This window comes from Actinosynnema sp. CS-041913 (assembly GCF_050942485.1).
In the GTDB taxonomy this organism is placed as follows: domain Bacteria; phylum Actinomycetota; class Actinomycetes; order Mycobacteriales; family Pseudonocardiaceae; genus Actinosynnema.
Genome location: NZ_CP192037.1, coordinates 1,330,078 through 1,347,917 on the forward strand (window position 1 = coordinate 1,330,078; position 17,840 = coordinate 1,347,917).

The 17,840-nt window shown below is 70.0% G+C and carries 15 protein-coding genes; 6 read left to right on the forward strand and 9 right to left on the reverse strand.

Features of this window, described 5'->3' with window-relative positions; all coding sequences use genetic code 11:
* Nucleotides 1–126 precede the first annotated feature (126 nt).
* Nucleotides 127–1,161: a zinc-dependent alcohol dehydrogenase family protein gene (locus ACQPZF_RS06595; protein WP_433269308.1), complete on the forward strand. Its 1,035-nt coding sequence runs from the start codon at nt 127–129 to the stop codon at nt 1,159–1,161.
* On the opposite strand, the gene ACQPZF_RS06600 is transcribed toward ACQPZF_RS06595, so the two are convergent.
* A complete protein-coding gene (locus ACQPZF_RS06600) occupies nt 1,139–1,759 on the reverse strand; it encodes a TetR/AcrR family transcriptional regulator (RefSeq protein WP_433269310.1) in 621 nt (206 codons plus the stop codon). The two genes, ACQPZF_RS06595 and ACQPZF_RS06600, sit on opposite strands and share 23 nt — an antisense overlap.
* 73 nt (nt 1,760–1,832) lie before the next feature.
* Here ACQPZF_RS06600 and ACQPZF_RS06605 point away from each other — a divergent pair, with 73 nt between their 5' ends.
* Nucleotides 1,833–3,320 (forward strand): flavin-containing monooxygenase, encoded by a 1,488-nt coding sequence (locus tag ACQPZF_RS06605; RefSeq protein ID WP_433269312.1) that lies wholly within the window; start codon nt 1,833–1,835, stop codon nt 3,318–3,320.
* Between the two features lie 51 nt (nt 3,321–3,371).
* Here the strand turns inward: ACQPZF_RS06605 and ACQPZF_RS06610 are convergent, their stop codons facing one another.
* From ACQPZF_RS06610 to ACQPZF_RS06630, 5 genes are all read right to left on the reverse strand, one after another.
* The gene (locus ACQPZF_RS06610; RefSeq protein WP_433269314.1) at nt 3,372–4,079 is read right to left on the reverse strand and encodes a type 1 glutamine amidotransferase; all 708 of its coding nucleotides are present in this window, start codon (nt 4,077–4,079) and stop codon (nt 3,372–3,374) included.
* Nucleotides 4,076–5,293: a MurT ligase domain-containing protein gene (locus tag ACQPZF_RS06615; protein WP_433269316.1), complete on the reverse strand. Its 1,218-nt coding sequence runs from the start codon at nt 5,291–5,293 to the stop codon at nt 4,076–4,078. The genes ACQPZF_RS06610 and ACQPZF_RS06615 overlap by 4 nt, the downstream gene beginning before the upstream one ends.
* Before the next feature lie 70 nt (nt 5,294–5,363).
* Nucleotides 5,364–5,846: a helix-turn-helix domain-containing protein gene (locus tag ACQPZF_RS06620; RefSeq protein WP_433269318.1), complete on the reverse strand. Its 483-nt coding sequence runs from the start codon at nt 5,844–5,846 to the stop codon at nt 5,364–5,366.
* A gap of 131 nt (nt 5,847–5,977) precedes the next feature.
* A complete protein-coding gene (locus ACQPZF_RS06625; protein ID WP_433269320.1) occupies nt 5,978–6,643 on the reverse strand; it encodes a SanA/YdcF family protein in 666 nt (221 codons plus the stop codon).
* An 18-nt stretch (nt 6,644–6,661) separates the two neighbouring features.
* Entirely contained in the window at nt 6,662–8,071 is a 1,410-nt protein-coding gene (locus ACQPZF_RS06630) for an LCP family protein (protein ID WP_433269322.1), read from the reverse strand.
* 771 nt (nt 8,072–8,842) lie between these two features.
* Between ACQPZF_RS06630 and ACQPZF_RS06635 the strand changes: the two genes are divergently transcribed.
* Nucleotides 8,843–11,788, forward strand: coding sequence for a glycine--tRNA ligase (locus ACQPZF_RS06635; protein ID WP_433274452.1), 2,946 nt, complete (start codon nt 8,843–8,845; stop codon nt 11,786–11,788).
* A gap of 538 nt (nt 11,789–12,326) precedes the next feature.
* Here the strand turns inward: ACQPZF_RS06635 and ACQPZF_RS06640 are convergent.
* On the reverse strand, nt 12,327–14,057 hold the full coding sequence (locus tag ACQPZF_RS06640) for a S8 family serine peptidase (RefSeq protein WP_433269324.1): 1,731 nt from the start codon (nt 14,055–14,057) through the stop codon (nt 12,327–12,329).
* A gap of 310 nt (nt 14,058–14,367) precedes the next feature.
* On the opposite strand from ACQPZF_RS06640, the gene ACQPZF_RS06645 reads away from it, so the two are divergent.
* The gene (locus ACQPZF_RS06645) at nt 14,368–15,480 is read left to right on the forward strand and encodes a sugar ABC transporter substrate-binding protein (protein ID WP_433269326.1); all 1,113 of its coding nucleotides are present in this window, start codon (nt 14,368–14,370) and stop codon (nt 15,478–15,480) included.
* Here the strand turns inward: ACQPZF_RS06645 and ACQPZF_RS06650 are convergent.
* A complete protein-coding gene (locus ACQPZF_RS06650) occupies nt 15,473–15,919 on the reverse strand; it encodes a winged helix-turn-helix transcriptional regulator (protein WP_433269328.1) in 447 nt (148 codons plus the stop codon). The two genes, ACQPZF_RS06645 and ACQPZF_RS06650, sit on opposite strands and share 8 nt — an antisense overlap.
* Nucleotides 15,920–16,003: 84 nt before the next feature.
* Between ACQPZF_RS06650 and ACQPZF_RS06655 the strand changes: the two genes are divergently transcribed.
* Nucleotides 16,004–16,660 (forward strand): DUF899 family protein, encoded by a 657-nt coding sequence (locus tag ACQPZF_RS06655; protein WP_433269330.1) that lies wholly within the window; start codon nt 16,004–16,006, stop codon nt 16,658–16,660.
* Between the two features lie 3 nt (nt 16,661–16,663).
* Nucleotides 16,664–17,098 (forward strand): hypothetical protein, encoded by a 435-nt coding sequence (locus ACQPZF_RS06660; RefSeq protein ID WP_433269332.1) that lies wholly within the window; start codon nt 16,664–16,666, stop codon nt 17,096–17,098.
* Here ACQPZF_RS06660 and ACQPZF_RS06665 read toward each other — a convergent pair.
* Nucleotides 17,095–17,814: a hypothetical protein gene (locus tag ACQPZF_RS06665; RefSeq protein WP_433269334.1), complete on the reverse strand. Its 720-nt coding sequence runs from the start codon at nt 17,812–17,814 to the stop codon at nt 17,095–17,097. The genes ACQPZF_RS06660 and ACQPZF_RS06665 overlap by 4 nt on opposite strands.
* Between the last annotated feature and the right edge of the window lie 26 nt (nt 17,815–17,840).

The following is a 17,840-nucleotide window of genomic DNA, read 5'->3' on the forward strand; positions in this document are numbered from 1 at the left end:
CCGCCGGGTGCGCTGCCGTGGGTCCGATGTCGGGTGAGGCTGCGGGGGTCCGCTGCTGCCGGTGCGGGGTTGCCCGGAGGCTTGCGAGGATGGGTGGGTTCTGACCCATTCTCGGCTGGAGGCTCGGTGCGGGCGACGACTATTCACGGTCCGAAGGACATTCGAGTCGAAGACGTGCCCGATGCTGCCATCGAGCAGGTTGGCGACGTCGTCGTCGAGGTCGAGCTGGCCTGTATCTGCGGCAGTGACCTCTGGGCGTACCGGGGGGTGTCGAAACGCCAGGTCGGGCAGCGGATCGGGCATGAGTTCCTCGGTTCCGTGGTCGATGTCGGGGCCGGGGTGACGTCGGTCGGGGTGGGGGACCGGGTCATCGCGCCCTTCGTCTGGAGTGACGGGACCTGTCCGCATTGCGTCCAAGGGCTCCCGACGTCGTGTCCGGAGGGTGGTTTCTGGGGGTCCGGGTCCTCTGACGGTGGTCAGGGGGAGGCGGTTCGGGTGCCGTTCGCCGATGGCACGTTGGTGCGGATACCCGAAGGTGTCGATGACGGGTTGTTGCCCGCTCTGCTCGCCCTCACCGACGTCATGGGCACGGGGCACCACGCGGCGGTCGCCGCCGGGGTCGGGCCGGGGTCCACGGTCGCCGTCGTCGGTGACGGCGCCGTCGGGTTGTGCGGGGTGCTGGCCGCCAAGCGGTTGGGGGCGGAGCGGATCATCGCGTTGGGGCGGCACGCCGATCGGGCGGCGGTTGCGCGGTTGTTCGGTGCTACCGACCAGGTTGCCGAGCGTGGCGACGCTGCCGTCGAGCGGGTGCGGGAGCTCACCGGCGGGCTCGGCGCGGCGTGCGTCCTGGAGTGCGTCGGCACCGAGCAGTCTTGGCAGACCGGCATCGGGGTCGTTCGGGACGGTGGGCGGATCGGGTACGTCGGGGTGCCGCACCAGGCCCCCGCCTTGTCCTTGGGGACGTTGTTCGGGCGCAACATCGGGATTGCCGGTGGGCTCGCGCCGGTCCGTGCCTACCTGCCCGGACTGATGGCCGATGTGCTGGCCGGCCGGCTCGACCCGTCGCCGGTGTTCGACCGGACCGTGACCTTGGACGAGGTCGCCGACGGCTACGCCGCCATGGACGAGCGTTCGGCGCTCAAGGTCGTGGTCCGCCCGTGAGGCGGGTCGCCACACCCCGCCACACGACCTCCATGACGTAACCGGTGGCGAGCGCCGGTCCGACCTCGGGGCGGCGTTCGCACCACATGGCCAGGCGTTCGGTCGAGCCGACGACTATCTCGGCGAACGCTTCCGCCTCGATCGGGTCCACGTCGGTGTCGAAGCTCGCGATGACGGCCGCGATCAGGTCCGTCTGCTGGCGGCGGATGCCCTCGATCTCCTCGACCGCCGACGGCACGGTCACCGCCGCCTCCTGGCGCAGCAGGGACCACGACTGGTTGTGCTCGGCGATGAACTCGAAGAACGCCAGCAGGCCCTTGCGGAGGATGTCCTCCGGCCCGGCGGCGCCCGTGATCGCCTGCTGCGTCCGCTCCAGCAGCTCCGTGCGCGCTCGGCGGATGCAGCCGATGAGCAGGCCTTCCTTGGAGCCGAAGTACTCGTAGAGCATCGGCTTGGAGACGCCCACGCGTTCCGCGATCTCGTCCATCGACGCCGCCAGGTAGCCGAGCTCGGCGAAGACCTGCTCGGCGATGTCGAGCATCTGCGCCTTGCGCTGCGCCTTCGGCATGCGCTTGCGGCGGGGCTCCGTCGTGGTCACGAAGTCAGACTACCGCAAGTAACTTACTTCGAGTAACCTACTGAGCAGTATGTAGCCGGACTTGGAGGACGGGATGCACCGAGAGGTCAAAGTCCTGGTTGTCGGCACGGGTTTCTCCGGCCTGGGCATGGCGATCGAGCTGAAGCGCACCGGTGAGCGCGACTTCGTCGTGCTGGAGAAGGCGGGCGACCTCGGCGGCACCTGGCGGGACAACTCGTACCCCGGCTGCGCCTGCGACGTGCCGTCGCACATGTACTCGTACTCGTTCGAGCTGAACCCCAAGTGGTCGCGGATGTTCGCCCGGCAGCCGGAGATCTGGGACTACCTGAAGAAGGTGGCCGACAAGTACCGGCTGCGCGACCACATCAGGTTCGACACCAAGGTCTCCGGCGCGCGGTGGGACGAGGACGCCAAGGTGTGGCACGTGTCCACCGAGAAGGGCGACACCTACACCGCCAAAGCCGTCGTCGCGGGCGTCGGGGCGCTGCACATCCCGAACGTCCCCGACCTGCCGGGCATCGGGAAGTTCAAGGGCAAGACCTTCCACTCGGCGGAGTGGGACCACTCGTACGACCTGAAGGGCAAGAAGGTCGCGGTCGTCGGGACCGGCGCGTCGGCGATCCAGTTCGTGCCCCGGATCGCGGACGACGTGGCGCGGCTGACCCTCTTCCAGCGCACGCCGCCGTGGATCATGCCCAAGATGGACCGCTCCATCAACACCTGGGAGCAGAAGCTCTTCCGCGCCCTTCCGGTCACGCAGCGGCTGTACCGGGACTTCGTCTACTGGACGCGGGAGTCCAGCGCGCTCGGCTTCGCGGTGAACCCGAAGATCATGGAGCTGGCGCAGAACATCGCCAAGCGCCACCTGCGCTCCCAGGTCCCGGACCGCGAGCTGAGGGCGAAGCTCCAACCCGACTACACCATGGGCTGCAAGCGGGTCCTGATCTCCAACGACTTCTACCCGACGCTGATGAAGTCCACTGTGGACCTGAACACGGACGGCATCGCCGAGGTGCGGGCCCACAGCGTGGTCGACCGGGCCGGGGTGGAGCACGAGGTCGACGCCATCATCTACGGCACCGGGTTCCACGTGGTCGACAGCTTCGACTACCTGGACATCCAGGGCAAGGGCGGGGTGGACCTCGCCAAGCAGTGGCGCGAGACGGGGATCGAGACCTACTACGGCATCACGGTGTCCGGGTTCCCCAACCTGTTCTTCCTGCTCGGCCCCAACACCGGTCTCGGGCACAACTCCGTCGTGTTCATGATCGAGTCGCAGATCCGGTACGTCCGCCAGTGCCTGCAACTGCTCGACCGGCACCGGGCCGACGAGATCGACGTGCGGCCGGAGGTGCAGGCCCGGTTCAACGAGCGGTTGCAGCGCAAGCTGAGCAAGGGCGTCTGGACCGAGGGCGGGTGCAAGAGCTGGTACCTGGACGCGCAGGGGATCAACCGGACGGTGTGGCCGGGCTTCACGTGGCGCTATTGGATGCGCACCAAGGCCGTTCGCGCCGACGACTACACGTTGACGCGTGCGCGCCGGGAGCGCGTCTCCGCCTGACCGGACGTCAGGAGACCTCGCGGGGTGTCTGCCCCGCGAGGTCCTTCCGGATCAGACGCCCGCGGCCTTGGCGCGTTCGGCGCGCAGCCTCGTGACGTCGGGCAGGTCGAGCGGTGCGGGCTTGGCGCCGGTCGCCCACTCGATCAGCAGGTCGGCGATCTGCGGGTTGCGGGGCAGCACCGGGCCGTGCAGGTAGGTGCACAGGATTCGGCCCTGCACCGCGCCCTCCACCGAGCCGTCGTTGCCGGTGCCCACCTTGACGTGCGCCAGCGGTCGCGCGGACGGGCCCAGGACGGTGCGGCCCTGGTGGTTCTCGAAGCCCGTCAGCACGCCCTCGAACAGGCCGCCGGCCGGGGTGGCGATGACCTCGCCGATCGCGCGGCTGCCGCCGGCGTGCGAGGTCGAGTCGATGAGCCCCAGGCCGGGGTGGGTCACCTGGTCGGCCCGGGTGAACGACTCGCCGAAGATCTGGATGCCCGCGCAGACACCGAGGACCACCGCGCCGCGGGACGCCGCGCGCTGCATGCCGGGGTGCTCGCGCAGGTGGCGGACCGCCAGGGTTTGCGCGGTGTCCTCGCCGCCGCCCACCACGTAGATGTCGCACGAGTCCGGCACCGGCTCGCCGAAGCGGACCGTGACGATCTCCGCCGGGATGCCGCGCCACGTCATGCGCTTCTCCAGCACCACCGCGTTGCCGAAGTCGCCGTACGTGCCCAGCAGGTCCGGCAGGACCAGGGCGACCGAGACCTTGCTGCTCACTGGGCGGCCCTCGCGTTCAGGTCGCGGAAAGCGGTGTAGTTGGCGATGACCTCGACCGCGCCGGGCGGCATCGCGTCGATCGCCTGCAACGGGTCCGGCACGATGGTGTGCTCGACCTCCGCGTACGTCAGCCGCACCGCGAGGTCGGTCGCCCGCTCGCCGGACGCGATGACCTGCCGGCCGCGCAGCCGTTCGAACGGCACGTCCCACAGCCACGACAGGTCGCGGCCGTCGGCCTCCTGGGCGTTGATCACCAGCACCGCCGGGTGGTCGGCTTCCCGCACTACCGTCAGCGTCTCGCTCCACCCCGCCGGGTTCTTCGACAGCAGCAGCCGGGCGCGGTGCCCGCTGCGCTGGATCGTCCGGTAGCGGCCGGCCACGTTGGACACCGCGCGCAGCCGTTCCACCGCCTCCGGGACCGGCACGCCCAGCGCGAACGCGGCGGCGGTCGCCATCACGGCGTTCGCCTGGTTGAACTTGCCCGGCAGCCGCAGCGACAGGTCGACCTTCTCACCGCTGGGCGTCACCAGGTAGCCGTCGCCGGTCACCCAGTCCGGGCGCGGCCGGGCCAGGTCGCAGCCGGTGCAGTGCCAGTGCTCGCCCTCCCAGCGGATCGGGTCGCCGCAGCGCGGGCAGGACGCCGCGTCGTTGTGCCACCCCGTGCCGGTCGCCACCCACACGACCCGCGCGGAGTCCCGGGCCGCCGACGTCACCATGATGTCGTCGCAGTTCGCCACGACCACGCCCGCCACCGACGCGAGCGCCGTGCGCAGCGACTTCTCGATGGTGCGCACCTCGCCCACCCGGTCGAGCTGGTCGCGCGACAGGTTCAGCAGCACGGCCACGGCGGGCGCGGCGGCCCGGCAGACCTCGGGGAAGTACCCCTCGTCCACCTCCAGCACCGCGTACGGCGCGTCGGGCTGCTTGGACAGCGCCGTCACGTGCCCGTCGGGCATGTTCGCGCCGCCGTGGTTGGTGGCGACCTGCCCCAGGAACGACACCGCGCGGCTGAGCATCATCGTGCTCGTCGTCTTGCCGTTGGTGCCCGTGACCAGGGCGACCGACCGGCCGGACGTCAGGTGCGCCAGCGCCTGCGGATCGAGCTTGAGCGCTACCCGGCCGCCGATCATGCCGCCCGCGCCCAGCCCCATCTTCTGCGACAGCTTCGAACTCATGTTGCCCAGGCGCACGGCCGCCGCGGTGCGCAGCGGCAAACGGGCTGGGTCTGCACCAGGAGTGTTCGGCAAGCGACTTCCCGCGTCGGTAGAAGGGATGCCGCCGATGCTACCGGGGCCCGTGGTCGGCCAATTCCCGCAGGGTCCGGATCAGGTCCACGGTGCTGAGCCGGCACAACTGCGCCATGTACTCCAGCGCCGGCAGATCGAGGTGCACCTCGGGGACCTGGCCGGGGGTGAGGTGGTGCAGTCTGCCCTGCGCCCAGCGGCGCAGCGGCAGCAACTGCGGTCGCGTGTCGGCGACGACCGCGGCGAGGTTGACCGACAGGTGGCCCGCGGGCGCGTCGCCGAAGACCCGGTCGTGCACGCGGGCCAGCACCTGGTGGGCGGGCACACCGAGCGCGACGCAGATCTCCACCAGCCGGACCACCGAGCACTGGCGGGTGCCCAGTTCGTAGGTCGCGAGCGTTTGCAGCGAGATTTCGCTCTGCAGCCTGCGGTTGAGCTCCTTGCGGGTCCATCCACGCTGCTTGCGAAGGCTGCGGAGCTCATCACCGAGCACGCGTTGGTACACCGCTGTGTCGATCTGCACCGTCGAGTCCTCCATGTTCGCGGGGGCCCGACAGCCCCACGGAGATGGAAAGCGCGACTTGCCGTCCGCTTACGCGACTCGCCCGGAACATAACCCGATCGGGTTAATCGAGAAGCACTCACAGTAGCTGTTCAGGAATCAAGTGCCCTGGTCACGCCGGTCTCCGGCGGCCCGAGGAACATCGGGTCCGGCTTGGCGACGAGCCCGTCCCACATCGCCTTGCCGCTCGCGACCGCCTCCCGGAAGTGCCCGTACGCGGTGGTGGGCGCCCACCGCCGCGACGTGTCGTGCCCGACGCCGAACGCCTCCAGCCCGGCCTCCCGGCACAGCGCCACGGCCCGCGGCAGGTGGAACTCCTGCGTGACGACCGTGGCCTTGGACACGCCGAAGATGCGCTTGGCGCGCGAGCACGAGTCCCACGTGTCGAGGCCGGCGTAGTCGGCGACGATCACGCGCTCGGGCACGCCCTTCCCGGTCAGGTAGGTGCGCATGGCGCTGGGCTCGTCGTACTCCTTGCGGCTGTTGTCGCCGCTGACCAGCAGCACCTTGACCTTGCCGCGCCGGTAGAGGTCGGCGGCCACGTCCAGCCGCCCGGCCAGGAACAGCGACGGCCGCCCCTCACGCAGGCCTGCGCCGAGCACCAGCGCCACGGGCGCCTCGGGCACGTCCGCCGCCGCGTATCGGTGCGGCGCGCTCGCGGTCTGCACCCAGACCCACGGCACGGACGCCACGACGCCGAGCAGCGCCGCCACGACCAGCACGCGTCGCCACCGGATGCGCCGGATGAACTCCTTCACCAATCCCCCCGAAGATCGTCAGTTGACGCAGCGCACCCCGTCCGCGGTGATCGGCTGCTCGGTCGTCGTCGGCTGCCGGTGCGCCCCGTCCAGGTTCACCAGCGGTGAGCCCGCCAGGTTCTGCGTCCCCGGACCGGAGTAGTCGCTGCCCAAGAACACCCGCGCCGTGCCGTCCGGGATGTCGTCGTCCTGCTCGGTCCGGATGCCGCCCAGCGCCAGCGAGACGGCCTCCGCGCCCGCCTCGCCGCCCTTGCCGTGGCGCACGACCGACGTCTTCGTGGTCAGCCCGGCGTTGTGCGCGCCGCCGTCCACGAACTTCTTGGCCACCAGCGTCTGGAGCACGCGGGCCGCCAGCCCCGGCACGTTGGCGGCGTTGTGCACCTCGACGGTGACGGTCGCCGGGTCGACGGTCGGCGTGGCGGCCGTGCCCGCGTTCGGGTCGGCGTTCAGGTTCTTGATGAACCGCCGGACCTGGCTCTCGCTGACCTCGACCGCCACGCCGTCCTCGGGTGTCTCCAGCGCCGGGTTGCCGGTCGGGATCGTCTCGAACTTGATGTTGCCGCCGGTCAGGTCCTTCATCTGGGTGGCGAACCGGAGGATGTCCCAGTCCTTGTCCAGCACGATCGACTTGGTCAGCGCGTCGATCAGGGCGCGCAGCTTGCCGGGGTCGGACAGCGTGCCGGCGGACAGCGTCTTCTTCGCCAGGCCCGCCATGAACACCTGCTGGCGCACGATCCGGTCCAGGTCGCCGCCGGGCAGGCCGTACCGCTGGCGGACGAACGACAGCGCGTCGCGGCCCTCGACCGACTGCGGGCCGGCGCGGAAGTCCGCGCCGGAGAGCGGGTCCTTGGTGGCCTCGTTCAGGCACACGTCCACGCCGCCGACGGCCTTGGTGATGTCGTAGAACCCGACCAGGTTGATCTCCGCGTAGTGGTCGATCGTGACGCCGGTCAGACCCTCGATGGTGCCGATGAGGTTCTTGGCGCCTTCCCTGCGGGACTCCGCCTCCACCTTCGCCGGATCGCTGACGCCCTTCTTCTGGAGATTGGCCACGGCGTCGTTCTTGCCGTAGCCGTAGGCGGAGTTGATCTTGTGCCGCCCGTAGCCGCCGGCGATCTTCACGTACGCGTCGCGCGGGAACGACACGGCGACCGCCTTGCCGGTGTCGTTCGGGATGTGCATCAGGATGAGCGTGTCGGTGTTCAGGCCGCCCTCCGACTCGTCACCCGCCTGCAGCTCGTCCAGGATCTCCCGGGGCAGCGGGTTGCCCTTGGCGTCGGTGCGGCTGTCCATGCCGACCATCAGGATGTCCATCGAGCCGTCGGCGGGGCGCTCGCCGCCGCCCGCTTCGCCGATCACGTCGGTGGTGGTCAGGTTGTCGGCCAGCGACTGGAAGTTCGACCACGCGTAGCCGGTGCCGATGAGCACCACGGCCGAGCAGAACGCGGCGATCGTGCGGCCGGCCAGGGAGCCGTTCGACTGCCTGACGGGTGGCCGCCTGCGTGGCGGTCCGCCCGCGGGACGGGCCGGGATACGGGTCGGCCGGCCCTCGGCGCGGGACGGGCGGGCTCCTTCACGGGCCGCCGAGCGCTCTCCGCGGGGTGGGGCGCCCGCCGCGCGCGTGCGTTCCCCGGGATTGCGGCGTTCTCCGTCACGGGACGCGCCACGCGGTGCGTCGTCGCGGCGCGTGCCGCGAGGGGTGTCGCCACGGGATGCGCCGCGCGGGACGTCGCCACGGGTCGTGCCACGCGGTCCTCGGTCGGCCGGTGGGACGCGAGGCGGGATGTCACCCGATCGGGGCGGAACGCGGCTGCCCGGCGCCGGACGGCCGGCAGCGCCGCGATCGCGGTCGCTGGCCGGACGGCCACGTTCGCCGCTCGGGCGTCCAGGCTGGCGGCCCGGCGGCTGCGGACCGTCGCCACGAGGGGGCTGACCTGCGGAGGAACTCCGAGGGGGAACTGGTCGCCTGCGGAACCCATCGGGCTCGCCTGGCCTCGGCGGCCGGTTGTCCACTCGCACTCCTCCCTGCGTCCGGATATGCCCTGTTGGACGTCCCGGTGGCCTTTAGGGTTGCCCACAGCGTGACACAGCCCCACATCACGACCCGGTGATACCGGGTCTTGACGAACAGTGACCAGCGAAGTAGCCCGATTGTGAGCGCACCGGTGACCCGTTCGTAGACTTCACCCCGTGCTCACGATGCAGGACGCGCTGCTGGCGTTGACCAGGTACTGGACCGAACGGGGCTGCATCGTCGTGCAGCCGTACAACACCGAGGTCGGCGCGGGCACGTTGAACCCGGCCACCGTGCTGCGGGTGCTCGGCCCCGAGCCGTGGCGGGTCGCCTACGTCGAGCCGAGCGTGCGGCCCGACGACGCCCGGTACGGCGAGAACCCCAACCGCCTCCAGACCCACACCCAGTTCCAGGTCATCCTCAAGCCCGACCCGGGCGACCCGCAGGAGCTGTACCTGGGCAGCCTCGAAGCGCTGGGCATCGACGTGCGCGCGCACGACGTGCGGTTCGTCGAGGACAACTGGGCCTCGCCCGCGCTGGGCGCGTGGGGACTGGGCTGGGAGGTGTGGCTGGACGGGCTGGAGATCACCCAGTTCACCTACTTCCAGCAGGCCGGCGGCATGTCGCTGGACCCGGTGTCGGTGGAGATCACCTACGGCATCGAGCGCATCATGATGGCGTTGCAGGGCGTCGACCACTTCAAGGACATCGCCTACGCGCCCGGCATCTCCTACGGCGAGGCGTTCGGCCAGGCCGAGTACGAGATGTCCCGCTACTACCTGGACGACGCCGACGTCGAGGCCAACAAGCGGCTGTTCGAGGAGTACGCCTCCGAGGCCCGGCGGATGCTGGACGCCCGCCTGCCCGTGCCCGCGCACAACTACGTGCTCAAGTGCTCCCACGCGTTCAACGTGCTCGACGCCCGTGGCGCGATCAGCACCACCGAACGGGCCCGCGCGTTCGCCCGGATGCGCGGGCTCGCGCGCGAGGTGGCGCAGTTGTGGGCGGCGCGGCGGGAGGAGCTGGGACACCCGTTGGGCCTGGTGGAGCCGCTTGAGGCTCCTGCGCTGCCGGCCGCCGGCGGGGTGGTCGACCGGCCCGAGATGTTGCTGTTCGAAATCGGCACCGAGGAGTTGCCGCCCGCCGAGGTGACGCGGACGGTCGAGGCGGTGCGGACGGCGGTCGCCGAGAAGCTCGCCGCCACGCGCCTCGCGCACGGGACCGTGGAGGCGCACGGCACGCCGCGCCGGATCGTGGTGCTGGTGCCCGATGTCGCGCCCCGTGAGCCGGATGCCGAGAAGACCATGCGCGGGCCTCGGGTCTCGGCCGCGTTCGATGCCTCGGGTGAGCCGACCAAGGCCGCGCTCGGGTTCGCCCGTGGTCAGGGCGTGGACGTCTCCGATCTGGGGCGGGTCGTGGAGAACGGCGTCGAGCACGTCGCCGTGGTGCGCACGGTCGTCGGTGGCGGCGCGGTCGAGGTGTTGGGGCCGTTGCTCGCTTCCGTGGTGGACGGGCTGCGTGCCGAGAAGAACATGAAGTGGAACGACCCGAAGCTGTCGTTCACCCGGCCCATCCGGTGGCTGCTGGCCCGACTCGGCTCCGCCCCCGTGCCGTTCGTGGTGTCGTCGTTGGCTTCCGGCACCAGCACTCGCGTCCACCGCACGGCCGCGTCGCCCGTGGTGGAAGTGCCCTCTTCCGACGGCTACCCGGAACTGCTCGCCTCGCACGGGATCACGGTGTCCGCCGAGGCCCGACGGGCGGCGATCGTGGCGCGTGCCGAGGAGCTGGCCGCGTCGGTCGGCGGTGTCGTGGACTTCGCCGGTGTGCTGGACGAGGTGACGAACCTGGTCGAGCAGCCGACACCGATCCTGGGTTCGTTCGACGCCGAGTACCTGGAGTTGCCGGGACAGATCCTCACCACCGTCATGCGGAAGCACCAGCGGTACCTGCCGGTGCGTGGCGCGGACGGGTCGCTGCTGCCGCACTTCGTGGCCGTGGCGAACGGCGCGGTGGACGAGGACTTGGTGCGAGCCGGCAACGAGGCCGTGTTGCGCGCCCGGTACGAGGACGCCGCGTTCTTCTGGCGGGCGGACCTGCGGACTCCGCTGGAGCGGATGAAGGCGGGGCTGGAGAAGCTGACGTTCGCCGACAAGCTCGGGTCGATGGCGGACCGGGCCGATCGCATCGCGGCGTTGGCGACGCGGCTGGCCGGCGAGGTCGGCGGTGCGGACGAGACGTTGGCGCGCGCCGGTGAGCTGGCCAAGTTCGACCTCGGTTCGGCGATGGTGATCGAGCTGTCCAGCCTGGCTGGCGTGATGGCGCGGGAGTACGCCGAGCGGGCCGGCGAGCCGTCGGCCGTGGCGGCTGCGCTGTACGAGATGGAGCTGCCCCGGTCGGCCGGCGACGCGCTGCCCGCTTCCCGGGCGGGCGCGCTGCTGTCGTTGGCGGACCGGTTCGACCTGCTGGCGGGCCTGTTCGGGATCGGCGCCAACCCGACCGGCAGCTCCGACCCGTTCGGCCTGCGCCGGGCGGCGCTCGGCGCGGTGAGCGTGCTGCGGGCGTTCCCGGACTTGCGGGAGATCACGCTGAGCCGGGCACTCTCCCTTGCTTCGCAGGGGCTTGAGGTGTCGGCGGAAGCCCTGGAGACCGCTCGCGAGTTTGCCGTGCGGCGGTATGAGCAGCAGTTGCTGGACGCCGGCCACGACCACCGTTACGTCAACGCCGTCTTGCCGCTCGCCGATGCTCCTGCGCGCGCGGATGAGACTTTGGTGGAGCTGACCACGTTGGCCGGCGACGCCGACTTCGCCGCTCTGGTGGCCGCTTTGCAGCGCGTGCGGCGGATCGTGCCGGCCGAGACGGTGGGGGAGTACGACCCCCAGCTCCTGGCGGAGCCGGCGGAAGTGGCCCTGCACAAGGCTTTTTCCGAGGTGCCCCGTGATGTGACGGGCTTGGCGGCGTTCGTCGCGGCGGCCGGCGGGTTGACCGGTCCTGTGAACACGTTCTTCGATGAGGTGCTGGTGATGGCCGAGGACCCGTCGGTCCGGCAGGCCCGGCTGGGCCTGCTCGCGGCAATCCGCGATATGGCCGCTCCGGTTCTCGACTGGCAGGCGTTGGGAACGGCTTTGGGCTGACCAGAACGGCAACACGCGAGTACCCGACCCGAGGCCTGCGCGAGCACAACCACCCGAAGCCCGCGCGAGCACACAAAGGGGCCTCGTGTTCTCCCCGTATGGCCTGCCCGCAGGGCTACCGCGCTTGTCAAGGAGGTGCAAGCACGCTTTTCGCTTGCGCCTCCTTGACAAGTGTGGTGGTCTTTGACAGGTCATACGGGGAGAACACGACGCCTTTTCTTTTCCCTCCCCGGAGGCCTGCCAAGCGGCGAGCGTCGCTTTTCGCTCTTAGACGAAAAGCTAAAAGCGTCCTCGCCGGACAGGCAGGCCGCCAAGGATGTACACAAAAGCAAGACTCGGGCGTCGTGCCATCCCCGCATGTCCTGGTCAAAAGACAACCACCCTTGTCCTGGGAATGCAAGCGAAAAGCGTGCTTGCATTCCCAGGACAAGCGCGGTTCCCTGCGGGCAGGCCATACGGGGATGACACGCAGCCCACCGGGAGGTGTGGCGCTGCGCGCGCCGTGGCTTCGGGTGTGGGGCGCGCGTGGTTGGTTCTGTTAGATGTGGTTGCCGCCTCTGGTTACTGCTCCGTAGGCGTCAACGATGCCGTGGCCATAGAAGCCGTTGAACTTGGTGTCGCCGACGCATGTCGCCGTGTATTCGGGTGAACGGTCGACGTTTTCGTACGACACTGTTCGTGGCGACGGGCAAGGGCGTTGGGTGGCCGTTTTGATCAGGACCTTTTCGACCTTGTCCGGGGACAGGGTCAAGGTTCCGGGGTGGGCCTTGTCCTTCTTGCCGTACTGGCTGACCACCAATGCCGCGACGCCGGTCGCGTGTGGCGACGCCATGGACGTGCCCTGTAGGTACTGGTAGTAGGCGCAGGTTGTGCCCTCGCAGTACTTCACGACTCCGGCGTCGATGCCCTTTTGGGTCAGGTTGCCGTCCGCGTCGATGTTGTCTTCGTCAAAGGCCACGTTGCGGGGGTAGGTTGATCGGATCAGGTTTTCGTTGGTCCGGTACCAAGGGGTGCCCAGACCGTCGCGGAAGTAGCCGCCGGGGGCGGACAGTTCGGTTTGCTCCGTGCCGTAGTTGGAGTAGTCGGCCTTCAGGGTCGACGGGCCCAGGGCCGAGATCGAGATGACGTGGTTGCCCTCCGTCGGGAGGACCAGGCAGGTGTTGTTGTCGATGGTGCGGGTGTAGGCCGTCTCGACCGGGTAGTTCGGGCTGCGGGTGTCCGAGCGTGGGTTGCCCAGGTCCTCGTGGTTGTTGCCGCCCGAGCCGATGAGGGTGACGCCCTTGCGGTGTGCGTAGTTCAGGGCGCGCTGGACGGCGGTGACGGTGGCGCGTTGTGCCAGTTTGGCCTCGGGGCTGTCGGCCGGGTTGTTGGTGCAGTTCATGTACCACGGGTCGAGGTAGAACGACATGTTGATCACGTCGAGGCCCGCGTCGGCTCCGTACGTGATCGCGTCCACGACCGGCTGGAGGAAGAAGTAGCCCGAGTCCTGGGCGCCTCGGATGTTCACCAGGGACACGTTCGGGGCGACGCCGGAGATGCCGAAGCCGTTCGCCGCCGCGCCGATGGTGCCTGCCACGTGGGTGCCGTGGCCGTTGTCGTCGTGGTCGGCCGGGTCCACGCAGCCGCGGAACTCGCACGGGCCGTCGACCTCGTTGCCCTCGGGGTCGGCGGGGAGGTCGATGGTGAAGTTCCGGGACAGCTCGCGGTTGAAGTTGGGTGCGATGTCCGGGTGGTTGCCGTCCACGCCGGTGTCGAGGATGCCCACGTAGACGCGCTTGTCGCCGGACTGGCGAGCGCGGGCCATGTCGGAGCGGACCAGTTTCAGGCCCCACAGGCCGTCGTCCAACGGGTCCATGCCGGCGGTCGCGGGCTTCTTGTCGGCGGTGACGGGGCTGGGGTTGGCGGCGTTCAGGTGTTCCCGCTCGACCACGTTCCACTCGCGGTTGCCGGGGCCGTTGCCCCGGGGGGCCGCGCCGATGGGTTTCACCGGGGCCGCGCCGAGCACCGCGTCGGAGGCGGAGACGCGCTGCACGAAGCCCGCTGCCGGGGCCGTCACGGTCAAGGTGCCCACGGCGCTGTTCTCGCCGGTGATCCGGCCACCGGCGGCGGTCACCGCGGCCCGTGCCGCGGCGGCGTTCGCGCCTTCCTCCACGACGACGGTGAAGTCGGCGGTCTCGCCCTGCCCGGCGGCGGGTTGGGTTCCCGCCGCCAGCAAAGCCGCGGTGGTCGCCACCACGAGTGCCGACGGAACGAATCTGCGTGTTCTCACGCTGTCTCCTCACACCCGGTCAGGGTTTGGGTCGGGCGACACCCTGACACAGAAAAGACCTGGTGGTCAGCCGTCGTTCGTAGTCAGTCGGGACCGTAGCCGAAGGTGCGCGGAGCGTGACTTTTTCGCGCTTTGGTAACGACCCTGCCAGCAGCTTCGATGTCCCAGGGAGGTCAATACGCCCATTGGCGCGGACCATTCGGCGCTGGGTCGTTGCTACGTCTTGACGAAGCCGCTCCGCGGGGGATGAAATCCGCACAATCCGATTTTCGCGGTCTACGGGCGTCCGGTCCGTGCAGGGGGTTGGCGAATGCGAAGACTACGCGGAGCGGCGTCCTGCGCTGTGCTCGTCCTGTTCGTCACGTCCTGCGGCGGCAAGGGCGACGCGCAGTCGCCGGGGACCGCCGCGTCGGGCGACAAGCCGGTCGTCGGCGTGATCCTGCCCGACCGCGAGTCGTCCACCCGGTGGGAGGAGCAGGACCGGCCGATGCTCGCCTCGGCGTTCACCGTCGCGGGCATCGAGCCGTTGATCGAGAACGCGGACGGCGACGAGGCGAAGTTCTCCAGCATCGCCGACGAGATGATCGAGCGCGGCGTGGACGTGCTCATGACCACGCCGCTGAGCACCGAGGGCGGCGCGACGGTCGAGCGCAAGGCCAAGCAGGCGGGCATCCCGGTGATCAACTACGACCGGATCAGCCTGGGCGGCACGGCCGACTACTACGTGTCGTTCGACAACCTGAACGTGGGCGAACTCCAGGCCGAGGGCCTGTTGCAGTGCCTGGGCGCCGTCAAGCCGGGCGCGCAGATCATCGAGATCCAGGGCTCGCCGACGGACAACAACGCGACCCTGTTCGCCGACGGGCAGCGCCGCAAGCTCGGCCCGATGTACGACAGCAGCGCGCTGCGCCTGGTGAAGAGCCAGGCCATCGACAGGTGGGATCCGGTGCTGGGCAAGGGCGTCTTCGAGCAGATCCTCAACAGCAACGGGGGCAAGGTCGACGGCGTGGTCGCGGCCAACGACGCGCTGGCGGGCGCGGTGATCGAGGTGCTCAAGGACAAGGGGCTCGCGGGACGCGTTCCGGTCACCGGGCAGGACGCCACGCTGGCAGGGCTGCGCGCGGTGCTGCGCGGCGACCAGTGCATGACGATCCACAAGCCGATCCGGGACGAGGCCCAGGCGGCGGCGCGGCTGGCGATCGCCGTGGCGCGCGGCGACATCAGCGGCGCGGACGACCTGGCCACCGGCAACACCCGGGACCTGGTGTCGCGGCGGGACGTGAAGTCGGTGCTGCTGGGCGCGGACCTGGTCATGCGCGACAACGTGCGGGCGCTGGTCGCGCAGAGCGTGGTCAAGTCGGCCGACCTGTGCGCGGGCGATGTGGCGGCGGACTGCGACGAGTTGGGGATCGTCGTCAGCTAGCGCCCGGACCGGGCAGGACGTCGATGTCGGCGGCCCCCATGGGCCGACCGCAGGCCGAGCACGCCAGGGTCGCGTGGCCGATCCCGCCGCACGCGTGGTGGCGGTAGAGCACGGGCGGGCCGGCCTCGCCCGCCAGCCACTTGTCGCCCCACCTGACCATCACCATGAGCACGTCGACGAGTTCCAGGCCGCGGTCGGTCAGCGCGTACTCGTGGCGGTTGGCGGCGTACTCGCGGCGTTCCAGGACCTGCTGCTCGACCAGCCAGCGGAGGCGTTCGGCGAGCACCTTGCGGGAGATGCCGAGCTGCTGCTGGATCTGGTCGAAGCGGTTGATGCCCACGTAGACGTTGCGCAGGACGAGCGGTGACCACGGTTCGCCGATGACGTCCATGGTGCGTGCGATCGAGCACGCCATCTCTCCGAAGTTCGTCCGCTGCACGTGGTGGATCCTACCCGGTTAAGTTCCCTGAGGGAACTAAACCTGTTACGGTCCCCTCAGGGAACTCAACGGAGGTGTGCGGACGTGAACCACCCGAACGTGGTGTCGGCCGACGAGTGGCAGGCTGCCTTGGACGAACTGCTGGTCAAGGAGAAGGAGCAGACCAGAGCACTGGACGCGCTGGCCGCGGCCCGCCGCCGGCTCCCGATGGCGCGGGTGTCGGCGGACCACCGGTTCGTCGCCCCCGACGGCACGCCCGTGGGCCTGCTCGACCTGTTCGCGGGACGTCGACAGCTCGTCGTCTACCACCACATGCTCGAACCGGGCCAGGACTGGCTGTGCCCCGGCTGCACGTCGTTCACCGACAACATCGCCGACCAGTCCCACCTCAACGTCCGGGACACCAGGCTGATCCTGATGTCCCGCGCGCCCCAGGACGAGATCGGCGTCGTGCGCGACAGGTTCGGCTACACGGTGCCGTGGTACTCGTCCGAGCCGGCGTTCTACGACGAGATCGGCCTGGTCGGAGGGTTCCGGCTGAGCGTGTTCCTCCGCGTGGGTGACGACGTGTTCCGCACGTACTACACGACCGCTCGGGGCGTGGACCGGCTGCGGCTGGACTTCAACCTGCTCGACCTCACGCCGTACGGCAGGCAGGAGGAGTGGGAGGACTCACCGGAGGGTTGGCCTCGGACACCCACCATGGAGTGGCTGCGCGTCCGCGACGAGTACGAAAGCTGAGCCGTGCCGATCGCCGACGACGTGCGTGACGAGTTCTTCGGCCGGCCGTGGGTGGCCGTGCTGAGCGTGGCCGCCGACGACGGCCGGCCGCCGTTGACCGTGCCCGTCTTCTACGCGTACGAGGGCGGGCTCATCACGTTCTTCACCGGCACGCAGGGGCGTAAGGCGCGCAAGACCAAGCTCATCGCGCGCGCCGGGCAGGTCAGCGTGTGCGTGCAGCTTCCCGAACTGCCGTTCCAGACCATCACGGCCGAGTGCACCGTGGTCGACGCCGACCGTGCGCCGACGACCGGGCAGGTGCTCGCCGTGGTGCGCCGGTACGTGCCGGAGGAGGCCGCGCGCGAGTTCGCCACGGGCGAGACGGATCCGCCCAGCGGGACGTTCGTGCTGTTCACGGCCCGCCCCGACCGGTGGCTGAGTGCGGGGTTCGACGACTAGTCGTCGTCGTGCCGGCCCGAGATGAACTCCTGGAACCGGATCTTCGCCCGGATCAGCGGCTGCCTGATCCGGGCCTCCCGGCGGTAGGCGCGGCGCAGCTTGCGGGAGCCCTCGGTGTACCGCCAGCGCGCCCACGGCGACCCCGGCCGGGCCAGCCGCAGCGCCCCGATCTCCGGCAGCACCGGCACCAGCAGGCCGAGCAGGCCCGTCCAGACCTTGCCCTTGAGCAGCGCCACGATGGCGAAGCCGAGGTTCACCAGGATGATGACGACCCGCAGCCAGACGCCCTCGTCGTAGAACTCGTCGTACCCCAGTGGGCGCGCGCCGAGCAGCAGCAGGCCGGTCATGCCGATCGCCAGGAACACCGCGTCCACGGACAGCCGGCCGTCCTTGGACCAGTACACGTCCCGCAGGTGCAGGATCAGCGCGAACTCGTCCAGCACCAGCGCCGCGCCCACCCCGAGCAGCGCCGCTGCGGACACCCGTATCCCGTGCTCGTCGTCCGGGGCCGCGAGGCCCGTCACACCGCCGAGCAGCAGGAAGACGGTGCCGAACACCACGTGGTGGATGTGCGTGCCGCCGGGCTTGATGTTGCCCGGCCACCAGCGGACCTTGGCGCGGATCATCCGCACGCTGATCCTGATCAGGACGAACGTGACCACCAAGCCGAGGAGGAAGAACAACAGCCGGGACTGGGGCAGGTGGAGCGTGGTCACCACTCCATCTTGACGCCCCGCGCCGG